This window comes from Mycobacterium sp. NPDC050441 (assembly GCF_040655355.1).
Lineage (GTDB): Bacteria > Actinomycetota > Actinomycetes > Mycobacteriales > Mycobacteriaceae > Mycobacterium.
Genome location: NZ_JBFAJS010000007.1, coordinates 312,163 through 331,629, shown reverse-complemented (window position 1 = coordinate 331,629; position 19,467 = coordinate 312,163). Strand labels below are relative to the sequence as shown.

At 67.0% G+C, this 19,467-nt stretch carries 5 protein-coding genes; all 5 read left to right on the top strand.

Features of this window, described 5'->3' with window-relative positions; translation table 11 throughout:
* The first annotated feature begins 3 nt into the window (after positions 1-3).
* Genes AB0I14_RS22365 through AB0I14_RS22345 form a run of 5 tightly spaced genes read left to right on the top strand, consistent with a single transcriptional unit; the run spans position 4 to position 19,365 of the window.
* Positions 4-300, top strand: a complete 297-nt coding sequence (locus tag AB0I14_RS22365; protein ID WP_358026046.1) for a hypothetical protein — start codon at positions 4-6, stop codon at positions 298-300.
* A 55-nt stretch (positions 301-355) separates the two neighbouring features.
* Entirely contained in the window at positions 356-17,323 is a 16,968-nt protein-coding gene (locus tag AB0I14_RS22360) for an alpha/beta hydrolase (protein ID WP_358026044.1), read from the top strand.
* Positions 17,320-17,580: a hypothetical protein gene (locus AB0I14_RS22355; RefSeq protein ID WP_358026042.1), complete on the top strand. Its 261-nt coding sequence runs from the start codon at positions 17,320-17,322 to the stop codon at positions 17,578-17,580. The genes AB0I14_RS22360 and AB0I14_RS22355 overlap by 4 nt, the downstream gene beginning before the upstream one ends.
* 2 nt (positions 17,581-17,582) lie before the next feature.
* The gene (locus AB0I14_RS22350; protein WP_358026040.1) at positions 17,583-17,819 is read left to right on the top strand and encodes a hypothetical protein; all 237 of its coding nucleotides are present in this window, start codon (positions 17,583-17,585) and stop codon (positions 17,817-17,819) included.
* A gap of 4 nt (positions 17,820-17,823) precedes the next feature.
* Positions 17,824-19,365, top strand: coding sequence for a hypothetical protein (locus AB0I14_RS22345; protein WP_358026038.1), 1,542 nt, complete (start codon positions 17,824-17,826; stop codon positions 19,363-19,365).
* The last annotated feature ends 102 nt before the right edge of the window (positions 19,366-19,467 follow it).

The window sequence follows — 19,467 nt, the reverse complement described above, 5'->3', positions numbered from 1 at the left end:
TCGATGGCCGAGGAGTTGGGTGTCGGACCGTCTGACCTGCGGGCGACTTCGAGGAACCTCAATGATGTCAGCGTGAGGATGAAGAACGTGCTGTCGTCCCTGCAGTCGAATCTGGCGGCCGAAGGTGTCGCGTGGGGTGACGACAAGATGGGTGACGGGTTCGCGAAAGGCGGCGGAGGTTATCTGGCGCAAAAGGATTGGGTCGACGGCTCCGTGGTCGTCAAGACCGATCTGCTCGACTACTACTCGGACGGCTTGAAGGGCTCTGCGGACTCCTTCGAGCAGAACGATCAGGCGTAACGCCGACATCACGGGGTGGTGCGCCGGATAGGCCACCTGCCACACCGATTCGCTTATGGACATTGAGATCCCGCCCTCGATCCAATGGGTGTCATATCTCGCGGGCGGTGAGTGGCCCCAAGGTAGCGAGTCCCGCACCCGCCGAATAGGCGAGCACTATCAGTCCGCGGCCGAAGCGCTGCAGGACCTCGTCCCTGAATTGAACAGGGTCCGCGGTGAGACGATGTCGGTCCTGTTCGGCGACACGGCTGAGGCCGCGGAGCAGCAGTTCGCGATGCTGTTCGACGGTGACTACGCGGTCGACAGACTCGCCGAGGGCATTTCGGCGATGGGCGAGGGTGCCACCAATTTCGCAACCGAGATCGAATACAGCAAGCTGTCGATCATCGTCGGGCTGATCCTGGCCGCCGCCGAGATTTCGTATTCCCTTTCGATGTCAGGTCCCACGATGGGCGCGTCGACAGCGGCAATTCCGGTGATCGAGATGACGACGATGCAAGCGATCCGCCGGATCGTCATGGCGGCGTTGCAACGCGTTGTGGCCAGGATGCGCGAGCTGCTGACCAAGACGATGGTCGACCGACTGTTCCGTAGGCAGTTGATGACCCAGATCCTGAAGGAGACCATTCAGGAAACCTTTGAGGAGCTGGGGCAGGGACTGCTTCAAGAGGGCATCGTCCAGGGCATCCAGGCGAACAATGGACACTCCGGGTTCCGGTGGGACCGGTTCAAGCAGACGGCGATCTCCTCGGCAGTCGGTGGTGGAGCGGGCGGCGCCTCCGCCGTGCCCATGGGCCGCGCATTGGGGCCCGGCCGGAACCGGATCATGCGCGCCGCCAAGGGTGGGACTGTCATGTTCACCGCCGGGCTGGTCGGAAACGTGGCGGGCACGCTGTCGGTCGGCGGAGAGTTCGATACCGTGTCGATCCTCGCCGGCTCGACCACCACCAGTATCGGTGGGCTCAGGGGTGCGGGCCTGGGCCATCACCCCACCACGAACACCACGAGTCCGACTGCCAGAACACAGCTTGAGCCACCCAACGTCGGACTGCGCGGCGAGAACCCGGACGGCGAATTCGACACCGGCAAGCAGGACAGCGACGACGACGGTGAGACCGACACCGGTCAGAAGAAGCAGGACGATGCCGCCAGTCCCGCCGCGCTGCCACCCAAGGCGGGTCTGGGGCGCGGAAATAGTGCGCAGACGAACAACGTCACTCCACAGGCTGATTCGAAGTCCGCGCCCCGAAACGGCGAATCGAAAGACCCCGTTCATCATTCGGCGGACCAGGAAACCTCTGAGGCGCCAGAGAAATCCGACAAAGCCGATGCCGAAACCGACACCAACACCGACGTCGACACCAACGACGACACCACCACCAACGACGACGTCGACCCCAACAACGACGTCGTTGCCAGTACCGATACCGACCCCGAAACCGACACACAGCGTGGCGACCCCGAACAGGATGCTGCGCAGCCCGCTCACACGGCCACGCTCAGCTCAGATCAGGACGTCGCAGGGCCGGCGGCGGATGTGTCGGTTGCAGACGCCCCGATTGCGGACGTTTCGAGTACCGAGGTTTCAAGCCCCGAGGTTTCAACTGATGCTGTAGCGGCCTCGGTTGATGCCGGGCCGGTCACGGACGTCGCGCCGGTCGCAGACGTCGCGCAGGCGTCCGATGTGGCTGCCGAACCCGTGCAGCAGGACCCCGTGCAGCAGGGACCGGTGGTCGTCGGTACCCAGGCATCTCCGATGAGTACAGCGACTCCGAGTACGACGCCGACTGTGCCCGCCTCGGTCAACACCACCACTGCAACCACACCTGAGCAAGCCAAACCGACTGCCACGAAACCTGATCCGAAGTCTGCCGAGCCCAAGGATGCACCTTCGACAGCGCGGCCCAGCGGGCCGGAATCCCAGGTGGCGGGAGTGCCCACGGCCCGCGCCCAGAACACCACCCAGCCCGTCGCCCAGGGCACCGACGAGGACGTCACACCGACGAAGGTGACATCCGAGGTCACCGAAACCGGCGGTCCGACCCGTGGCGACCAGAATTGTGTGCTCGTCGCGGCCCAGGATCTGTCGCAGCATTTCAAAAAGGCCTACCGGGTCGACGGAGAGGCGTCGCCCACCGGAATGCCGGCGCGGGCCTTGTTCGAGGCCACCGGTTCGCGGGCCGACTTCGCCACCGACTATGACGACATCGAGGCCACGCTCAAGGGCATGAAACCCGGCTCGGCCGCGATCATCGCGTCTGCGTGGACCGGAGACGGACAACGCCAGGGCGGGCATGCCTATGTGGCGGTCTACGACGGCACGGACGTCTATCTGCTGCACCGCGGGAAACGCTTGGGCTGGCCACCGTTCTGGGGGCAGAGCGCCGTGTCTGTCACCGCCGTCGGTTACCTTGACGCACAGGGAAATCCGGTGGACAAGCTCGGGGCCCGCCCCGATGATCTCGACGCCGCGATCGCGGTGGGCGACGTGCAGGGCACGCAAGACCAGGCGCCGGGTGAGCAGTGGCGAGATGTCACACGGCAGAGCCAGGTCGCTGATCAGGCGCTCGCGAAACGCGTACCTCCGGTCGACGTCGGTGACGTGCGAAACCCACTGGGGCTGATGGAATCAGCCGATGCGCGGGCGCGTGCCAATGCGACCTGGTGGGCCGGATTGTCCGGGCCGGAACAGCGTGCCTTGATCGACGTGCACCCGCAGCACATCGGCAACGCAGAGGGCATCCCACCGTCCGCCCGCCATGAGGCGAACACTCAACTACTGGAGACGCAACGTCGGCAGTTGGAGTCCTGGCGGGACAGCGGGCATCGGCTCAGCCGCAGCCAGAGCAAGATGCTGGCCCGGCTGGACCGGATCCACAGCGCGTTCACCGACGCACAAGCCCGTGCGCAGGAGGTCGGGGTCGACGCACCGATGCTGTTGGCCTTCGACGCGTCGGAATTCGGTGGTCAGGGTCGCGCGATCGTCAGCTTCGGTGCCGATCCGTATCTGGCGGATTCGGTGTCGTGGCACGTGCCCGGGCAGGGCACGACGATCGACCGGATCGGCGCCTGTATGGACGGTGCGCTCAACCAGCTGCAGTCCACGCTTCAGCAGAATCCGACGCAGTCGGCTGCCTCGATCGCATGGCTGGGCTATAACGCACCCAGCGGCTGGAGTGGTTGGCGCGCCGCCGGGCATGGGCTCGCTCGCGAGGGCGGCGCGATCCTCTACAGCGACATTCGGGCATTCAACGCGGCCCGCGATACCCGGGCCGCGGACGGCAGTCACTTCACCAACAACCACATCTACGCCCATTCCTACGGTACGACCGCCGTTGGCTACGCCGGGCGAGACAGTCGGCTGGCCAACGATATTCGCAGCGTCACTCTCACCGACTCGCGGGGAACCGGGCCGGTGAATCGTGCCACCGATTTCGGCATCGGGGCGGACAACGTCCACGTCGTCTCCTCTGCGCGAGACCTGCCCACGGGATTGGCCGGGCGAACTCCGATCGTCGACGTGAGCCTCGGTGCCGACCCCTGGACGGAAGCATTCGGGGCCAATCGGGGCACCCCTGGCACCCAACTCGACTCGTCGTCTGAGACCGACGTTCCGGCCCTGCACCCCGCACCCGCCGCCGTCCAGAGCGCTCGCGAGATCGCCGATGAGGCGCTGGCGCAGCGGGATCCACCCGCAGGCGCTCAGGATGTGGCCAACCCGTTGGGTGTCGCCGAGGACGCCAGAACGCGGGCCGAGGCAAACGTGCGTTGGTGGGCGGGTCTGTCCGAGGCGCAACGCGATGCCCTCGTCAAGACCTATCCCGCCCAGATCGGAAACTCCGAGGGCATACCGCCGGCCACCCGCGACCTGGCGAACCGCACCGCGTTGCAGATGGCCAGGGATCATGTGCAGCAGAAGCTCGGCCGCGGCGAAAAGCTGACGAAGCCGGAAAAGAAGTTCCTGCTGCGGATGAACCGGCTGAACGCCGCATTGCAGCAGATGGGACGCGAGGCGTCGGAGGCCGGCCTTGACGCGCCGCTGGTCCTGGCGTTCGATCCGCCGGCGTTCGGTGGCGACGGCCGGGCAGTGGTGAGCTTCGGCGCGGATCCGTATCAGGCGGATTCGGTGTCGTGGCTGGTGCCGGGATTGGCCACGACGATCGACAAGCTCGAAGGGAACATGCGCAATGCGCTGAACCACCTGCAGTCGACGCTGCGGGAGAATCCGACACTGGCGGCGACGTCGATTGCCTGGATCGGCTATGACGCACCGAATGATTCGGCGACTGGCCGAGTTGTCAGCCCCAAACTCGCCCGCCAGGGCGCTGAGATTCTGTACAGCGACATCCGAGCGTTCAACGCGGCACGTGACACCGTGGCCGGCGACGGCAGTCATTTCCGTGACAACCACATCTTCGCGCACTCGTACGGCTCGACCACGGCGAGCTACGCCGGTCGGAACCAGCGGCTGGCCAACGACATCCGCACGGTGACATTGCTCGGGTCACCGGGCGCCGGTCCGATGCGCAATGCCAGCGAGTTCGGTCTCGGAAGAAACAACGTCTTCGTCGCATCCTCGTCGCTGGACCCGGTCACCGGATTGGGCGGCTGCGAGCCCGGTGAGAATGGCAGGTTCTACGGTCGGGGCCTCGGCCTGGATCCCGCGATGGATACCTTTGAGGCGGTACGGATCACCGCCCAGTTCCCGGCGTCGATGAACGACGGTGGCAGCGTCGGAACCCACCGAAGTTACTACCGGTACATGGACGGCGACGCCGATCCCCGGGTGCGTACGGAATCGTTGGCCAACTTCGGGCGGATCGCTGCGGGTCGCACCGAGGAAGTGCACCGCGAAAGGTATCGCAGGGTTGTCGACGGGCGCACCGTCGAGCCGGCCGAGGGGCGGGCCCTGCGACTGGACGGCGACGCCGACACCAACCAGCCCGGAGAGCGGCGCCGATGGAATCCGCGGTGGCATCCGGGCGAAGTCGAGCCGTCGGCGGCGCAGGTGGCGGCGGACCAGGCACTGGGGCAACGGATCCCGCCGGTGGGCATCAACGATCTGGTCACCCCGCTGGGGAACGAGCCGCAGGCGGTGGCCCGGGCCCAGGCCAATGCCGCCTGGTGGTCGGGGCTGACCCAGGATCAGCAGCAGGCGCTCATTGCGGCGTACCCCTACCAGATCGGCAACGCCGAAGGCATCCCCGCCGCCGCTCGCGATACCGCCAATCGTCGTGTACTGCAACGCTATCTGGACCGTGCCGCCGACATCCAGGCTCAGATCGATGCCGGTACCCGCCCCAACGACACACAGCTCGACTTCCTGCTGCGGGTGAATCGACTCGAGAGTGCACTGCAACGCGCGGACGCTGCCGCTCAGCAGGCCGGCGTGGGGGACCCGTTGATCCTGGCGTTCGATCCGCCGGCATTCGGCGGCGACGGTCGTGTGCTGGTGAGCTTCGGTGCCGACCCGTACGTGGCGGACTCGGTGTCGTGGTACGTGCCCGGCATGGGCGCACAGATCAACAAACTCGACTACCTGATGCACTGCGCGGTGAACATCCTGCAGTCGACGCGTACCGAGAACCCGTCCATCTCGGCCGCCTCGATCGCCTGGCTGGGTTATGACGCACCGAATGACTCGGGGACGGTGCGGGTCGGTAGTTCGACTCTCGCGGAGGCCGGCGGCGACATCCTGCACGCCGACATCAGTGCGTTCAACGCGGCGCGGGACGCATTCGCCGGTGACGGTAGCCATTTCACCGGCAATCACATCTTCGGGCATTCGTACGGGTCGACAACCACCTGTTATGCCGGACGCGGTGGGCGACTCGGAGAGCATGTCAGCACGATCACGTTGCTCGGTTCGCCCGGAGCGGGTCCGTTGCAGCGCGCCAGCGATTTCGGGATCGACCCTCGCAACGTGTTCGTCGCCTCGTCGTCACGCGACTTCGTAACGGGTCTTGGTGGGCGGACCTCGGATTCGAAGGGCCGGTTGGGGAGGGGGCTGGGCACCGATCCGGCGATGGACTCCTTCGGCGCGCAGCGGGTGCGCGCGGAATTCCCGGCGTCGATGGACCGCAAGGACACCACCGCCACCCACAACGCGTATTTCGACTTCCAGGAGACCGACGGCCCGGGCACTCGGCAGTGGCTGGTCACTCCGGCGCACGCGGTCCGATCCGAATCGCTGGCGAACCTGGGCAGAATCGCTTCAGGGCACACAGAACGACTCGACCTCGAAACCCACCGCACCATGCAGGAGCGGCCCGGGCGATTGTTCGGAACCCGCAGGGAGACTGTCGAACCCGCAGGGGCCCGGAACAACAGTCAGGGTCGCAACTGGTGGAACCCCCGGTGGCGCGATGCCGACATCGAAGTCGACCCGCAGCACGCCGTCACTGAACCCGACTGGTCCGCGGCCGGTGGCCAGTCACAACACGCGGCGACCCGGGCCGTGGCGGATGCGGCGTTGGCGCAGCGGATTCCGCCCGCCGGGGCCGCCGATCTGGTCAACCCGTTGGGCCGGTCCGGCGATGCGGTGGCGCGGGCCCACGACAACGCGGCGTGGTGGTCGGGCCTGACCGACGCACAGCGTCAAGCGTTGATCGAGTCGTATCCTGCGCGGATCGGCAACGCGGAAGGTATCCCGCCGGCGGCGCGGGATACGGCGAACCGCCTTGCGATCAAGCGTTTCCAGGACCACGTGCAGTCGATGATCGACCGTGGTGTGCGACCGGGGAAGAACGAACTCGCCAATCTGTTGCGGGTGAACCGGCTGGATGCGGCGTTGCAGGCAGCGGCGGCGAATGCGGCGCAGGCGGGGGTCGGCGGGCCCATGGTGCTCGCGCTGGACCCGTTCGAGTTCGGCGGTGACGGTCGGGCAGTCGTGAGCTTCGGGGCGGATCCATACCAGGCGGATTCGGTGTCGTGGTTGGTGCCCGGATTCGCGACTACGGTCGACAAGCTCGAAGGGAACATGCGCAATGCGCTGAACCACGTGCAGTCGACGACACGTGAGGACCCCACGCTGGCGGCCACGGCCATTGCCTGGATCGGCTATGACGCGCCGAACGGTGCGGCCAGTGGCCGGGTGCTGAGCCCGAAACTGGCGCGCGCCGGTGCCGAGATCCTCTACAACGACATCCGGGCCTTCAACGTTGCGCGCAACACCATGGCCGGGGATGGCAGCATGTTCACCGGCAATCACATCTTCGGCCACTCCTACGGGTCGACCACAGTGAGCTACGCGGGCCGCGGTGGCCGGCTGAAGGATGACATCCGCACCGTGACGCTCCTGGGTTCGCCCGGCGCCGGCCCGATGCACCACGCCAGTCAATTCGGGCTCACACCCGGCAACGTGTTCGTCGCGTCCTCCTCGCAGGACCCGGTCACCGGTTTCGGTGGGCGCAGGGCGGAGCAGAACGGCCGCTTCGCCGGGCGTGGTCTGGGCATGGATCCGGCGATGAATGAATTCGGGGCGGTGCGGGTCACCGCCGAGTTCCCGTCCTCGATGAATACCACCAGCACCGTCGGTACCCACAAGAGCTACCACCACCACGTGAATCAGGGCGACGGACCACCGGTACGTTCTGAATCTCTGGCCAACTCCGGGCGGATTGCCGCCGGCCGCACCGACAGACTCGACCTCGAAGGGCACCGCCGGGTTGTCGACGGGCGCACGGTGGATCCGGCCGAGGGGCGGGCGTTGCGGCTGGATGGCGATACCCACGCGGACCGCGACGGCCCGCGCCGCCCGTGGAATCCGCGATGGCGTGCGGGTGATATCGAGCCGTCCGCAGCCAGTGTGGTGGCGGACGAGGCGCTGGATCAACGGATTCCACCGCTGGCCGTCGATGACCTGGTGCATCCCTTGGGCAAGGAACCACAGGCGGTGGCCCGGGCGCGCAACAATGCGGCCTGGTGGTCGGGGCTGTCGGAGGAACAGCAACAAGCGCTGCTCCAGACGTACCCGCAGCAGATCGGCAACGCCGAGGGCATCCCTTCCGCCGTCCGCGATTACGCCAATCGCGAGGCCCTGCGGCAGCACGCCCGAGAGGCCGCCAAGGTGCAGGCCAAGATCGACGCGGGCCAGAAACCCACCTCGAAGGAAGAAGCCTTCCTGGTCCGGATCAACCGGCTCGAAACCGCGATGCAACGGGCCGACGATGCTTCCCAGCAGGCCGGGGAAGGCCGCCCGCTGTTGCTGGCGCTGGACACCGGCGCGTTCGGCGGTGACGGCCGCGCGCTGGTCAGCTTCGGAGCTGACCCGTACACGGCGGACTCGGTGTCGTGGTACGTCCCCGGCCTGGGCTCACAGCTGGACAAGCTCGACTACATCATGCACTGCGCGTTGAACATTCAGCAGTCGGTGCACGCCGAGAACCAGTCGTTGTCATCCGCCTCGATCGCCTGGCTTGGCTACGACGCACCGAACGGATCGGCGTCGGCGCGGGTGGCAGGTACCACTTTGGCGCAACGTGGCGGCGAGATGCTCTTCACCGACATCAGCACTTTCACCGCGGTACGGGATGCCTTCGCCGGGGACGGAAGCCATTTCAAGGGCAACCACGTATTCGGCCACTCGTACGGCTCGACCACCACCAGCTACGCCGGGGTCGACGGACGGCTGGCCCCCCACGTCACCACGGTGACACTGGTCGGCTCACCGGGTACCGGCCCCTTGCAGCATGCCGGCGAGTTCGGCCTCGCCGGCGGCAGGGTATTCGTGGTCTCGTCGTCGCGGGACTTCGTCACGGGCCTGGGCGGCCGGACACCAGGTTCGATGGGGCGCTTCGGGACCGGCCTTGGCACCGACCCGGCGATGGACACGTTCGGCGCGCAGCGCGCCAGCGGCGAGTTCCCGGCATCGATGGACCGCAAAGACACCCTGACGACACACAACGCGTACTTCGATTTCCTGGAAACCGACGGTCCGGGTACCCGGCAGTGGTTGGTCACCCCGTCACATGCGATCCGCACCGAATCGCTGACCAACATCGGCCGCATAGCCGCCGGGAATTACGACGACGTTCACGCCGAACTGCACCGTACCGTCAATGAAAATGGTTCCCGTACCGTCGAACCCGCGGCAAGCCGACCCGTCATGCGCCTCGACGACGCACCCGGTGTCATGCACCCAACCGACACACACAACCGGAATCGCGTCCCGCGCTGGACCCGGGGCAGCGACTGCGCCCAGGTTCTGGCGGCAGAGGTGTCGGCACGGACCGGCCGAGACATCCAGCTCGACGTCGCGCCCTCACGCCGCGGGACGCCGGCGCGGGCAATGTTCCGAGCGTTGGGCTCCAGCGCCCATTTCGCGACGTACGCGGAGATCGAACGGACGCTGCTGGGCAGGCCCTCGGGCTCGATGGCGGTGATGGCGTCGCGCTGGAGCGGGGGACAACCCGTCGGCCACGCGTACATGGCGGTAAATGTAAACGGCCAGGTACAGCTTTTCGACCCGCACACCCGGCAGTATTCGGGGTGGCCCCCGCACTGGGGGCAGGACGCGGTGACCCAGACCGCCGTCGGCTATCTGGACAAAAACGGTAAACCATTCGAAAAGGGGCGGTGGCACAACCAGTTCGCCGCGGCCGCCATCGGCAGGGTGCAAGGGCTTCCCGATGGTCTGGCACACGGAAACGTCGACAACAGGACGGCCGCCGATCGAGACACCGCGAATCGTGCTGCACTGCAGCACTATCGAGACCGGGCCGACAACATCCGGACAAAGCTCGACCAGTTCGGCCGGGCCACCCGCGAAGAACGTGCCTTCCTGGACCGTGTCGACCGCCTCGACCTGGCGGTGCGGAAGGCTGACGCCGACGCTGCCCGGGCCGGCCTCGATGCTCCGCTGGTACTCGCCCTGGACACCACGGCCTTCAACGGCGGCGGTCACGCTGTCATCAGCTTCGGCGCCGACCCGTTCCACGCCACGAGCGTGACGTGGCAAACCGCTCGCGGATCCATTGAGCAGCTGGGTACCGTGACCGTCCGCGCGCTCGACGGGCTGCAAAATACGACCGGGCAGCAGGATTCCGCGGCCATCGCCTGGATCGGTGCCGACACCGGAGCGCTGCACCAGGACCTGGCCGCCTTCCATGCGACGCGCGAATCATTGGGCGAGACCGGCCCGTTCACCGGCAATCACGTCGTCACCCAGGCAGGCTCACGGACCTTCGCGGAGCGTTCCGGAACCCAGGTGGTGGCCCACCGCGGGGCCTCCCACGACTTCCCCGAGCAGACCCGAGCCGCGTACACCGAAGCGTTGCGGCAGGGTGCCGACGCCCTCGAATGCGATGTCCGGCTCACCAAAGACGGCGAACTGGTGCTCATCCACGACAAGACCGTGGACCGCACGTCGAACGGCACCGGCCGGGTCGGCGATATGACGCTGGCCGAGTTGCAGGCTCTCGACTACAACGGCCACGGCATCCTGACCCTGGACGAGTTCGTTCAGTTGGCGCTCGACGCCGACCAGTCGGTGCGGCTGTTCATCGAGACCAAACATCCGGCGCAGCAGGGCTGGAAGCTCGAGCGGCAGGTCGTCGCGGTGCTGGAACGCCACGGGCTGACCAATCCTGGCTCGGACCAACAGGTTCAGGCGGCGGTGATCTCGTTCTTCCCCGATGCGCTGCTGCGGGTCCGCATGGCCGCGCCGAACCTCACCACGGTGCTGTTGGGTCCGTCGGCCCGATATCTGGCCGGCCTGGTCGGCGCCAGTGCGATCGGCCCGTCCATCGACACCTTGCGGAGTAACCCCGAACTCGTCGGTGCGGCGGCGGCGCGGGGACTGGCAACCTACTGCTGGACGGTCAACAACGAAGCCGACGTGCAGTTCGCCCGGGACCTGGGCGTGGACTGGGTCGCCACCGATCATCCGGGCCGAACCGATGCCTTGCTCGGGGATACCACGACACAACAGCATTCCGGAATGGTGCCTGACAGCGTCAGCGGCACGACGGAAACGGTTGATCGCCAGGCGGTTCAGCTGGTGGCCGATGACGCCCTGTCGCGGCGTATTCCGCCGGTGCGGCCCGACGAACTGCGCAACCCGATGGGGCCGGCCGAGGAAGCCTCGACCCGCGCGGCGAACAACGCCCGCTGGTGGTCCGGACTGACGGAGGAACAGCGCAACGCCCTCGTCGAGACGTACCCGCAGCACGTCGGCAACGCCGAAGGAATCGCGGCGGCGGACCGTGACCGCGCGAATCGTCATGTTCTGCAGCAGATGCGCGAGCAAGCGGATGCGATCCAGTCGAAGGCGGATCGCGGGGAGCGGCTGACCGGTAACGAGCGGAAGTTCCTCCGCCGGGTGGACAAACTGGACCTTGCACTGCGTAAGGCGGCCGTCGACGCCGCGCAGGCCGGGGTGGACGGCCCGCTGCTGTTGGCCTTCGACGCAACAGAATTCGGTGGCGATGGCCGCGCAGTGCTCAGCTACGGCGCCGACCCCTACACCGCGGACTCGGTGTCCTGGCACGTGCCGGGAGTTGCCACCACGGTCGACTCGCTGCTCGGCTTCAACTCCACGTCCGCGCTCAACCATCTGCAGGCCGTGCAGCAGGAGAACCCGGACTTGTCGGCGGCCTCGATCGCCTGGGTCGGATACGACGCCCCGAGCGGCGGGAACATCTTGCGTGCCGCCGGGCACGGCATGGCCCGCACCGGTGGCGACATCCTCTACAGCGACATCAGGGCATTCAACGCGGCCCGCGATACGCTCGCCGGCGACGGCAGCCATTTCTCCGGCAACCACGTGTTCGGCTACTCCTACGGATCGACCACCACCGGATATGCCGGTCAGAACGGCAGATTCGCCGGTCAAGTCCGCACCGTGTCCCTGGTCGGCTCGCCCGGGGCAGGTCCGGTGCGTACTGCCGGTGAGTTCGGCATCGGCGCCGACAACGTATTCGTCGCCTCCTCGTCGCGCGATGTGGTCACCGCGTTGGGCGGTCGCAGCGCCGGCTCCAACGGCCGGATCTTGGGTATCGGCCTCGGCACCGACCCGGCGATGGATTCCTTTGGCGCCGTGCGGGTCACCGCTGAACCTCCGGTCGCCATGAACCGTCTGGCCACCGGTGGCACCCATCACGCGTACTTCCTGAACACTGAGGCGACGACCAATTTCGGTCGCATCGCTGCCGGGCGTACAGATGCCGTCACTACCGAGCAGCACCGCACCGAGCTGGGCCGGAGTCGGCACGCGCCGTTGCTGCGCACCGTCGAACCCGCCGGAGATCGGGTTGGCGGCCGCCGTTTCTGGAATGCGCTGTGGCGCCGGCCTCCCAACTGCGCGGTGACGGTCACCCAGGAATTGTCCTCACTGTTCGGCGGCCGGAAGTTCGAGCTGGGCACCTCACCGTCGCGGCGCGGTGTACCGGCCCGGGCGTTGTTCCAGGCGGTCGGCTCCGACGCGCGGTTCGCGACGTACGACGAGATCGAGGCCACGCTGCTGGGTGATCCGTCACTGAGGGTGGCCGTGCTGACGTCGCAGTGGACCGGTGGGCGCCAGGGCGGGCACGCCTACCTGGCCGTCAAGATCGACGGTCAGGTGCAGCTCTACGATCCGCACAACCGGAAGTACTCACCCTGGCCGCCGCACTGGGGTCAGCACGCGGTGTCCCAGACCGCCGTCGGCTATCTGCGCACCAACGGCGATCCGGTCGGGCCGATGACCACCGATGTGCCGCTGCAACTCGATGCCGCCGACGCCGTCGGCCATGTCCAAGGCCCGCAGACTGATTCGGACTTCTCCCGGCGGCAGGCCGAATACCGGGCGCAGGACCCCGCCACGCGGCTGGTGGACACCCGGTACGCAGAGCCGTTGGGTGACGTGGTCGACAACGCCTCCGATCACGCCCGGGTCCGCAGGCTCGCCGAGGACCTGTCCGGCAGGTATGGCCCCTACCGGATCCAGTTGCGCGCCGAAAACCTGACCGACGAGGTCCTGCTGACGGGCGATATCTTCAACGGTGACACCAAGATCGGCACCATCCAGCGGTCGTTCTCCAGGGATGCCGACGGCAACCTCGTCGCCTATCACACAGGCGTGGTCATCAAGGACAAGAATCTGCGCGGTCAGGGATTCTCCAAAGCCCTGACCGCGGAGCTGGAACGCTTCTACGTGCACTCGGGTGTCGACCGCATCGAGCTGACGACCCACGACAAGGGTGCCTTTGCCTGGGCCCGCAGAGGTTACGCGTGGGATCCTGGTTCACGTCAGCTGCAGGAGTCACTCGACCGGGTGAAGATGTCGGCCGCTTCGCTACGGGAAACCGTCAGTGACGAAGCCAAGATTCTGCTGGATCAGGTTGTATCGCAACTCGATCCGAGCAACCCAAGGCTGCCGGAACCCATCGACCTGGCCAACCTGGCGACCACCGCCGAACCCAAGCTCGGCCGCGACCTGCTCGACGGCACCGGGGCGGTGCCGGGCCGCAACGGGGTGCACTACGTCAAGTACCTGGACTCTGCGCCGGTGGCTCCGGCCCGCACCGGATTGAAGGGGTGGATTCAGAATCTGTTCGGCCGCGACTCCGCGCCGAGCCGGGCCGACGACAACTGCGCCTATGGCGTGGCCGGCGAGTTGTCGAGGATCTACCCCGGGCGCTTCGATCTGTCCGTTGCACCCTCGAGCACCGGCGTGCCCGCCTGGGCACTGTTCGACGCGGTGCAGTCCCGCTCCCAGTTCGCGACCTACGACGAGATAGAGGCCGAACTGCTGGGCCGGCCCGCCGGATCATCGGCAGTCGTGGTGTCGCGCTGGGCATCCGATGGTGGCCGCCAGGGTGGGCACGCCTACCTCGCCGTCACCGACGGCCGGCAGGTGCGACTCTACGACCCGAGTACCCGGCAGTACTCGCCGTGGCCACCGCACTGGGGCGAAGGCGCAGTCGATCGCATCGCCGTCGGCTACCTCGATGAAAACGGCGAACCGGTCCACCCGATCGGCGACGAGCCCGTACAGGTTTCGCTGCATGCCGCCGACAGCGTCGGCGACGTCAAGGGCCTCCCATCCGCCGACAGCGATTTCCTGACCCGACAACAGGAGTACCGCGCCCAGGACCCCACCACCCGCCGCGTCGACACTCGCTATGCCCAACCGCTGGGTGAGGTCATCGACAACTTCGACGCCGAACAGGTCCGGCAATTGGCCGCGGATCTCTCCGGTGTCTACGGCCCGTACCGCGTCGAGATGTTCCGGGCGATTGCCGAAGGGCGCTCCGGCGAGGTCATCGTCGGCGGCATGATCCTCAGCGGCGATGAAGAAGTCGGGTTCATGCAGCAGACCTACGTCCGCGACAGCGCGGGCGAACTGGTCGCTCAGCAGAACGTGATCGACATTCCCGACAAGGGCTTCCGCGGCAAGGGTTTCTCGAAGGCGTTGCGTGCCCAGTTGGAGGGCTACTACGCGATCTCCGGCGTCGACCGGGTCGAGCTGCGTACCGAACAGGACGGTGGGTACGCGTGGGCCCGCCAGGGTTTCACCTGGAACCCCGATCCCGCGAAATTGCAGGCGTCGCTCGACGACGTCAGGAAGTCGGCTCTCCGGCTGCGAGATCAGGTCAGTCCCGAGGCGCGGGTCATCCTCGATGATGTTGTGCAGCGCCTTGATCCGAGTCGGCCGGACCTCCCCGAGCCCTTCGACCTGGCAGGCCTGGCCACTGTCGAGGAACCGCATCTGGGTCGCGATCTGCTGACCGGTACCTACTGGAGCGGGGTCAAGTACCTCAGTGCCGCCGATGCGATCGGCGACGTCCAAGGTCATCCGGGGGACAGTGATTTCTCAGCGAGCCTCGGCGAGGCAGTGGACAGCACCGACCTGGTTCAGGCGCGCCGGCTCGCCGCGGATCTGTCCGGTAGGTATGGGCCGTATCAGGTGGAGTTCCAGGCCGCGCAGAATTTCGACGGTGTGGGCTTCGACCTGCACGGCGTGATCCGGAGCGGCGATACCGAAATCGGCAACATCACGCGGCAGTTCTATCGGGACGGCGACGGCCACCTCGTGGTGAGGAACGTCCTCGTCGAGATCGAGAACCCCGTCCACCGCGGAAAAGGCTTCTCGAAAGCGCTGACGTCGAAACTCGACCAGTTCTACGTGAATTCCGGTGTCGATCGCATCGAGTTGATGTCCGACATGCAGGGCAGCAACGCCTGGGCGCGTAGGGGATTCACCTGGGACACCAACCCGGAACTGCTGCAGGAGTCGCTCGACGGCATCAAAGACGCCGCGCGCGAGCTGCGCGACCAGGTGAGTCCCGAGGCGCAGGCCGTTCTCGACGAGATCGTGTCCCGCCTCGAAGTCGGCCACCCGCGGCTGCCCGAGCCGATCGATCTCGCGATCCTCGCGACCGACGCCGAACCGACTCTGGGCCGGCAACTGCTCGACGACACTTCGATCCACTATGTGAAGTATCTGCCCGGCCCACCGATCGTGGAGCCCGGCGGTGATACCCAAATCCCAACGCAGAGTTGCGCACACGATGTCGCCGACCGTTTGTCGGAGCGATATGGGCGCACCTACCGGGTGGACGCCGACGCTACGGGCGCCGGTGTGCCGGCCCGGGTGCTGTTCGACGCCATCGGATCTTCGTCGCGCTTCGCCACCTACGACCAGGTGGCCGAGGCCCTACGGCGATTGGGCGATGGCTCGTCGGCGGTGTTGGCCTCGCGCTGGCGGGGCGGCCGCGGCGGCGGCCATGCGTACCTGGCGGTCAACGACGGCGACGTGATCTACCTGATCGATCGAGCCACCGGGCAGCGTTCAGGATGGCCGCCGCACTGGGGTCAGGGGGCTGTCGACCGCACGGCCGTCGGCTACCTCGACGCCGACGGCGAAGCGGTGACCCCGCTGCACGACGTCCCGCTGCGGCTGGGCACCGCCGCGGATGCCGTCGGTCCCGTCCGGGCGCATCCTGACGGACCGGATTCCGTTGCGCGGCAACTCGGCCTGCCCGACCACGCACCGGGCACCCTGTCGGAAGGACAGGCGATCGGGGTGTTCAGCGACGGCGAACTCCGGATGCGCGCGCTCAACGACCGACTGGCCGAGGCGGGTGTCAGCGCCGAAGACCGGGCCCGGCAGCTCTCGGACCTGCGGAACTCCCTGCGCACGTGGACCTACCAGCTCATGAGCAACCAGGACGCAGCAGAGTTCCTGTCCCGCAACACAACCAACCCGACGTTCGAGGACCTGGTCACCCGCAATGCCGAGCGGGGTCTGACCGGCGATGCGATCTACGAGGCGATCGTCGACACCTCCACCCACAGCCGCCTGGCCCCGGGCAGCCTTTCCGACATCGAAACCGGCGCGGTGTACTCGCAGTTCGAACTCGGACTGCGGGCGCTCAACGAGCAGATGACCCGCGACGGCGTCAGTATCGAGGACCGCGCCAGGACCCTGGCGGGCATGCGCAGCTCGCTGCGGGCCTGGACGCGGGAACTGATGGAGAACCGGCCGGCGGCAGATTGGTTGTCGGCAAACGAGAGCGCCCCGACGTTCGACGATCTCGTCGCCCGCTACGAACGCAAGGGCTTGTCGGGCGATGACGTCTACCAAGCGATCATCGACGGCGCCACCCACAGCCACTACGCGGCCGGGACCCTGACCGACGAGGAGACCCGCACCGTCTACACCACATTCGAGTTGCGGATGCGGGAACTCCGGGATCAACTCCTGCGCGACGGGGTCAGTGCCGAAGAGCGCGCCAGGACCATGTACGGGATGCGTGCGACCATCCGAAGCTGGACCCGCTCACTGATGGAGAACCGGGAAGCGGCCGAATGGCTCAACGCCAACGAACCGAATCCGACCTTCGACCAGCTCGTGGAACGGAACCGCGCCAAGGGGCGCGTCGGAGATGAGATCTACGAGGCCATCGTTGCCAGCTCCACCCGAAGCCGTGGCAGTGTGAACGCAGACCTGGGGATCGATCCGGACAATCCACCCGATCTGCCGCCCATGCGGGGGCCCGACGATGACCGTCCGCAGGATCAGGAAGAGGACACCACATGACCGACCAGGCGAATCCCACGCCGCTGCGCTACGACCAGACCGGCCTGCGTGGCAAGCGTGCGCACGTCCTGGTGGAGGAGCCGACGGACGAGATCGACTGGCCGGCGAACCTCCCGGCCGGGATAAGAAGCGTGATCATCGTCGACGACGCACCGAACCCGCACCACACACTGCGGGTTCACCCGACCGATGACCCCGACCGGGTGGCACTGGTGGTTTTCGACCAGTTGGCGCTGTACGAAGGTGAAGAGGAGTAGTCATGGATCCGCGACGAATCGAGCTCAACCGCAAGCACAGCCGGGAGATGGGTGCGTTGTTCAACCAGTTCCTGGAGATCCATCCAGATGTCGAATCCGAGGTGCAGGGCACTCAGATGACGCCGGAGCAGGACGCGGCCTGGACGGCGTTCAGCGCGGAGCTGCTGGCACGCCACCAAGCCGAGCGCTCGGCACTGGCCGACGAAATCGAAGCCGAACAGCAGAAGCTGGGAAGGTAGGGCAATGGAAGCGGCGCAGGCAATCTCCTTGGTCACCGACTGGATCAGGTCCCGAGGGCTCGACTATCCGACCGTAGGTCTGGCAGCCGATCGTTTCGACCGGGGCTGGAGTGTGTACGCACCGGTGGAGATCGACGACACCGATCCGATGGCGTTCCTCGACATCCCGGTCGGACGGTCGATCTTCCTGGTCGGCGACTCCGGGCGCATCGAAGAGGTGTCGTCGTCGATCCCGCCGCAGCAGGCGCGCGACCAGTTCAGCGCGCAGGAGCCTGTGGCTCAGCCCAACGGCAGAGCGCAGTCGGGCGGCGCGGCCTCCGACGAGGCGGCGTTCATGGCCGAGTTCGAGAAGCAGTTCCGGCTCGCCGCCGCCGACGACCCCTCGGCGATCGCCGACTTCACCATCGTCGACGAGCCACCCGCGCCGGTAGGCGACGCGCCGAGCAGTGCGGATGCCGCGACGGCCGAGGAAGCGTCGCGCCTCATCGACGCGATCGTGCAGCGGCTGGCCCAGCTCGGCCCGGAAGGTTGGGACGAGTTCTCCGCGGTGTTCGCCTTCACCGTCACCTCCCAGATCGCCCAGCTGCAGTTCTGGGCACAGGACCGCACCGGTCTGGTCCCGGTGCCGCAGTCGATCGCCGACCTCGTGCGTGAACAACGAGAGGTCGCGGCCCACATGAGTGCCGGACCGTGGTGGCGGCTGCTGTTGAACGTCACCAATCGCGGTGAGACGACGGTCGACTACGACTACGGTGACGAGCCGTTCCCAGACGATCAGATCGTGGAGGCCGAGCACTACCGCAACGACCTCGACGCCTATCCGCGCACGCAGGTGCCGGTGTGGCTCGCCGGGTACACCGCCGGGCCCGACGCACAGGGACGCGATGCCGCCCGAGCAGCTGCCGCCGCGGCCGCCGACAAGGCCGCAGGCCGCACCGCCGTCGCCACCGACCACATCCCGCCGCTTCCTGACCTGCTGGCGCGCTGGGCGGTGTTGTCGGTCGCCTATGCCGGCACCGGATCGGGCTGGGGTCCACGCATCTACCCCGGCTACGCCTGGTTCGAGAGTGACCGTCGCAGCGGGTCGACGCTGTTCCTGCTGCCGGGGGACCGCGCGGTGCTCTCCGGTGGAAAATGGAACTCCGACTTACTCGACGCTGCCTACAACGGTGGCGGACCGCTGCCAGATCTCTACGGGGGAGCGCCCGCCTGGGTCAACGACTCGGTGCTGAACACTCGAAATCGCAACGGGCTGCTGAGTTTCTGCTTCTGGTGGGCGAACGGCCAGTGGTATCGCGGCGCTGCCGACACGTCCGGTGAACTCGATCTACCGGTGCCGGACATCTGGACGCCGGAGGCCACGGTCGCTGCGATGGCAGACCAGACCGGCGCGGCCACGCTCGATCGGTGCCGGGCCCTGCTGGAGGTCGCCACCGAGCACACCGCCACCGTCGACGACGTGGCGGCGGTGTTCGGCGACCGTGACGACGCACAGGTCGATGCGGCGGCCAACCAGCTGAGCTTGGCGGGACTGTTGGCTCAATAACAGCTGAACTCTCGGCGAACAAGACCGTCTGACATGGCGGTCTGCGGTAACGCGCAATAACGTGAATTGCGATGCTGCATGGAAGTTTTCGTCGATGGGGGA

Excerpts from the sequence above, each read along its gene's own strand:
- AB0I14_RS22365 (WP_358026046.1), top strand. The coding sequence starts at position 4 with ATGGCCGAGGAGTTGGGTGTCGGACCGTCTGACCTGCGGGCGACTTCG.
- AB0I14_RS22360 (WP_358026044.1), top strand. The coding sequence starts at position 356 with ATGGACATTGAGATCCCGCCCTCGATCCAATGGGTGTCATATCTCGCG.
- AB0I14_RS22355 (WP_358026042.1), top strand. The coding sequence starts at position 17,320 with ATGACCGACCAGGCGAATCCCACGCCGCTGCGCTACGACCAGACCGGC.
- AB0I14_RS22350 (WP_358026040.1), top strand. The coding sequence starts at position 17,583 with ATGGATCCGCGACGAATCGAGCTCAACCGCAAGCACAGCCGGGAGATG.
- AB0I14_RS22345 (WP_358026038.1), top strand. The coding sequence starts at position 17,824 with ATGGAAGCGGCGCAGGCAATCTCCTTGGTCACCGACTGGATCAGGTCC.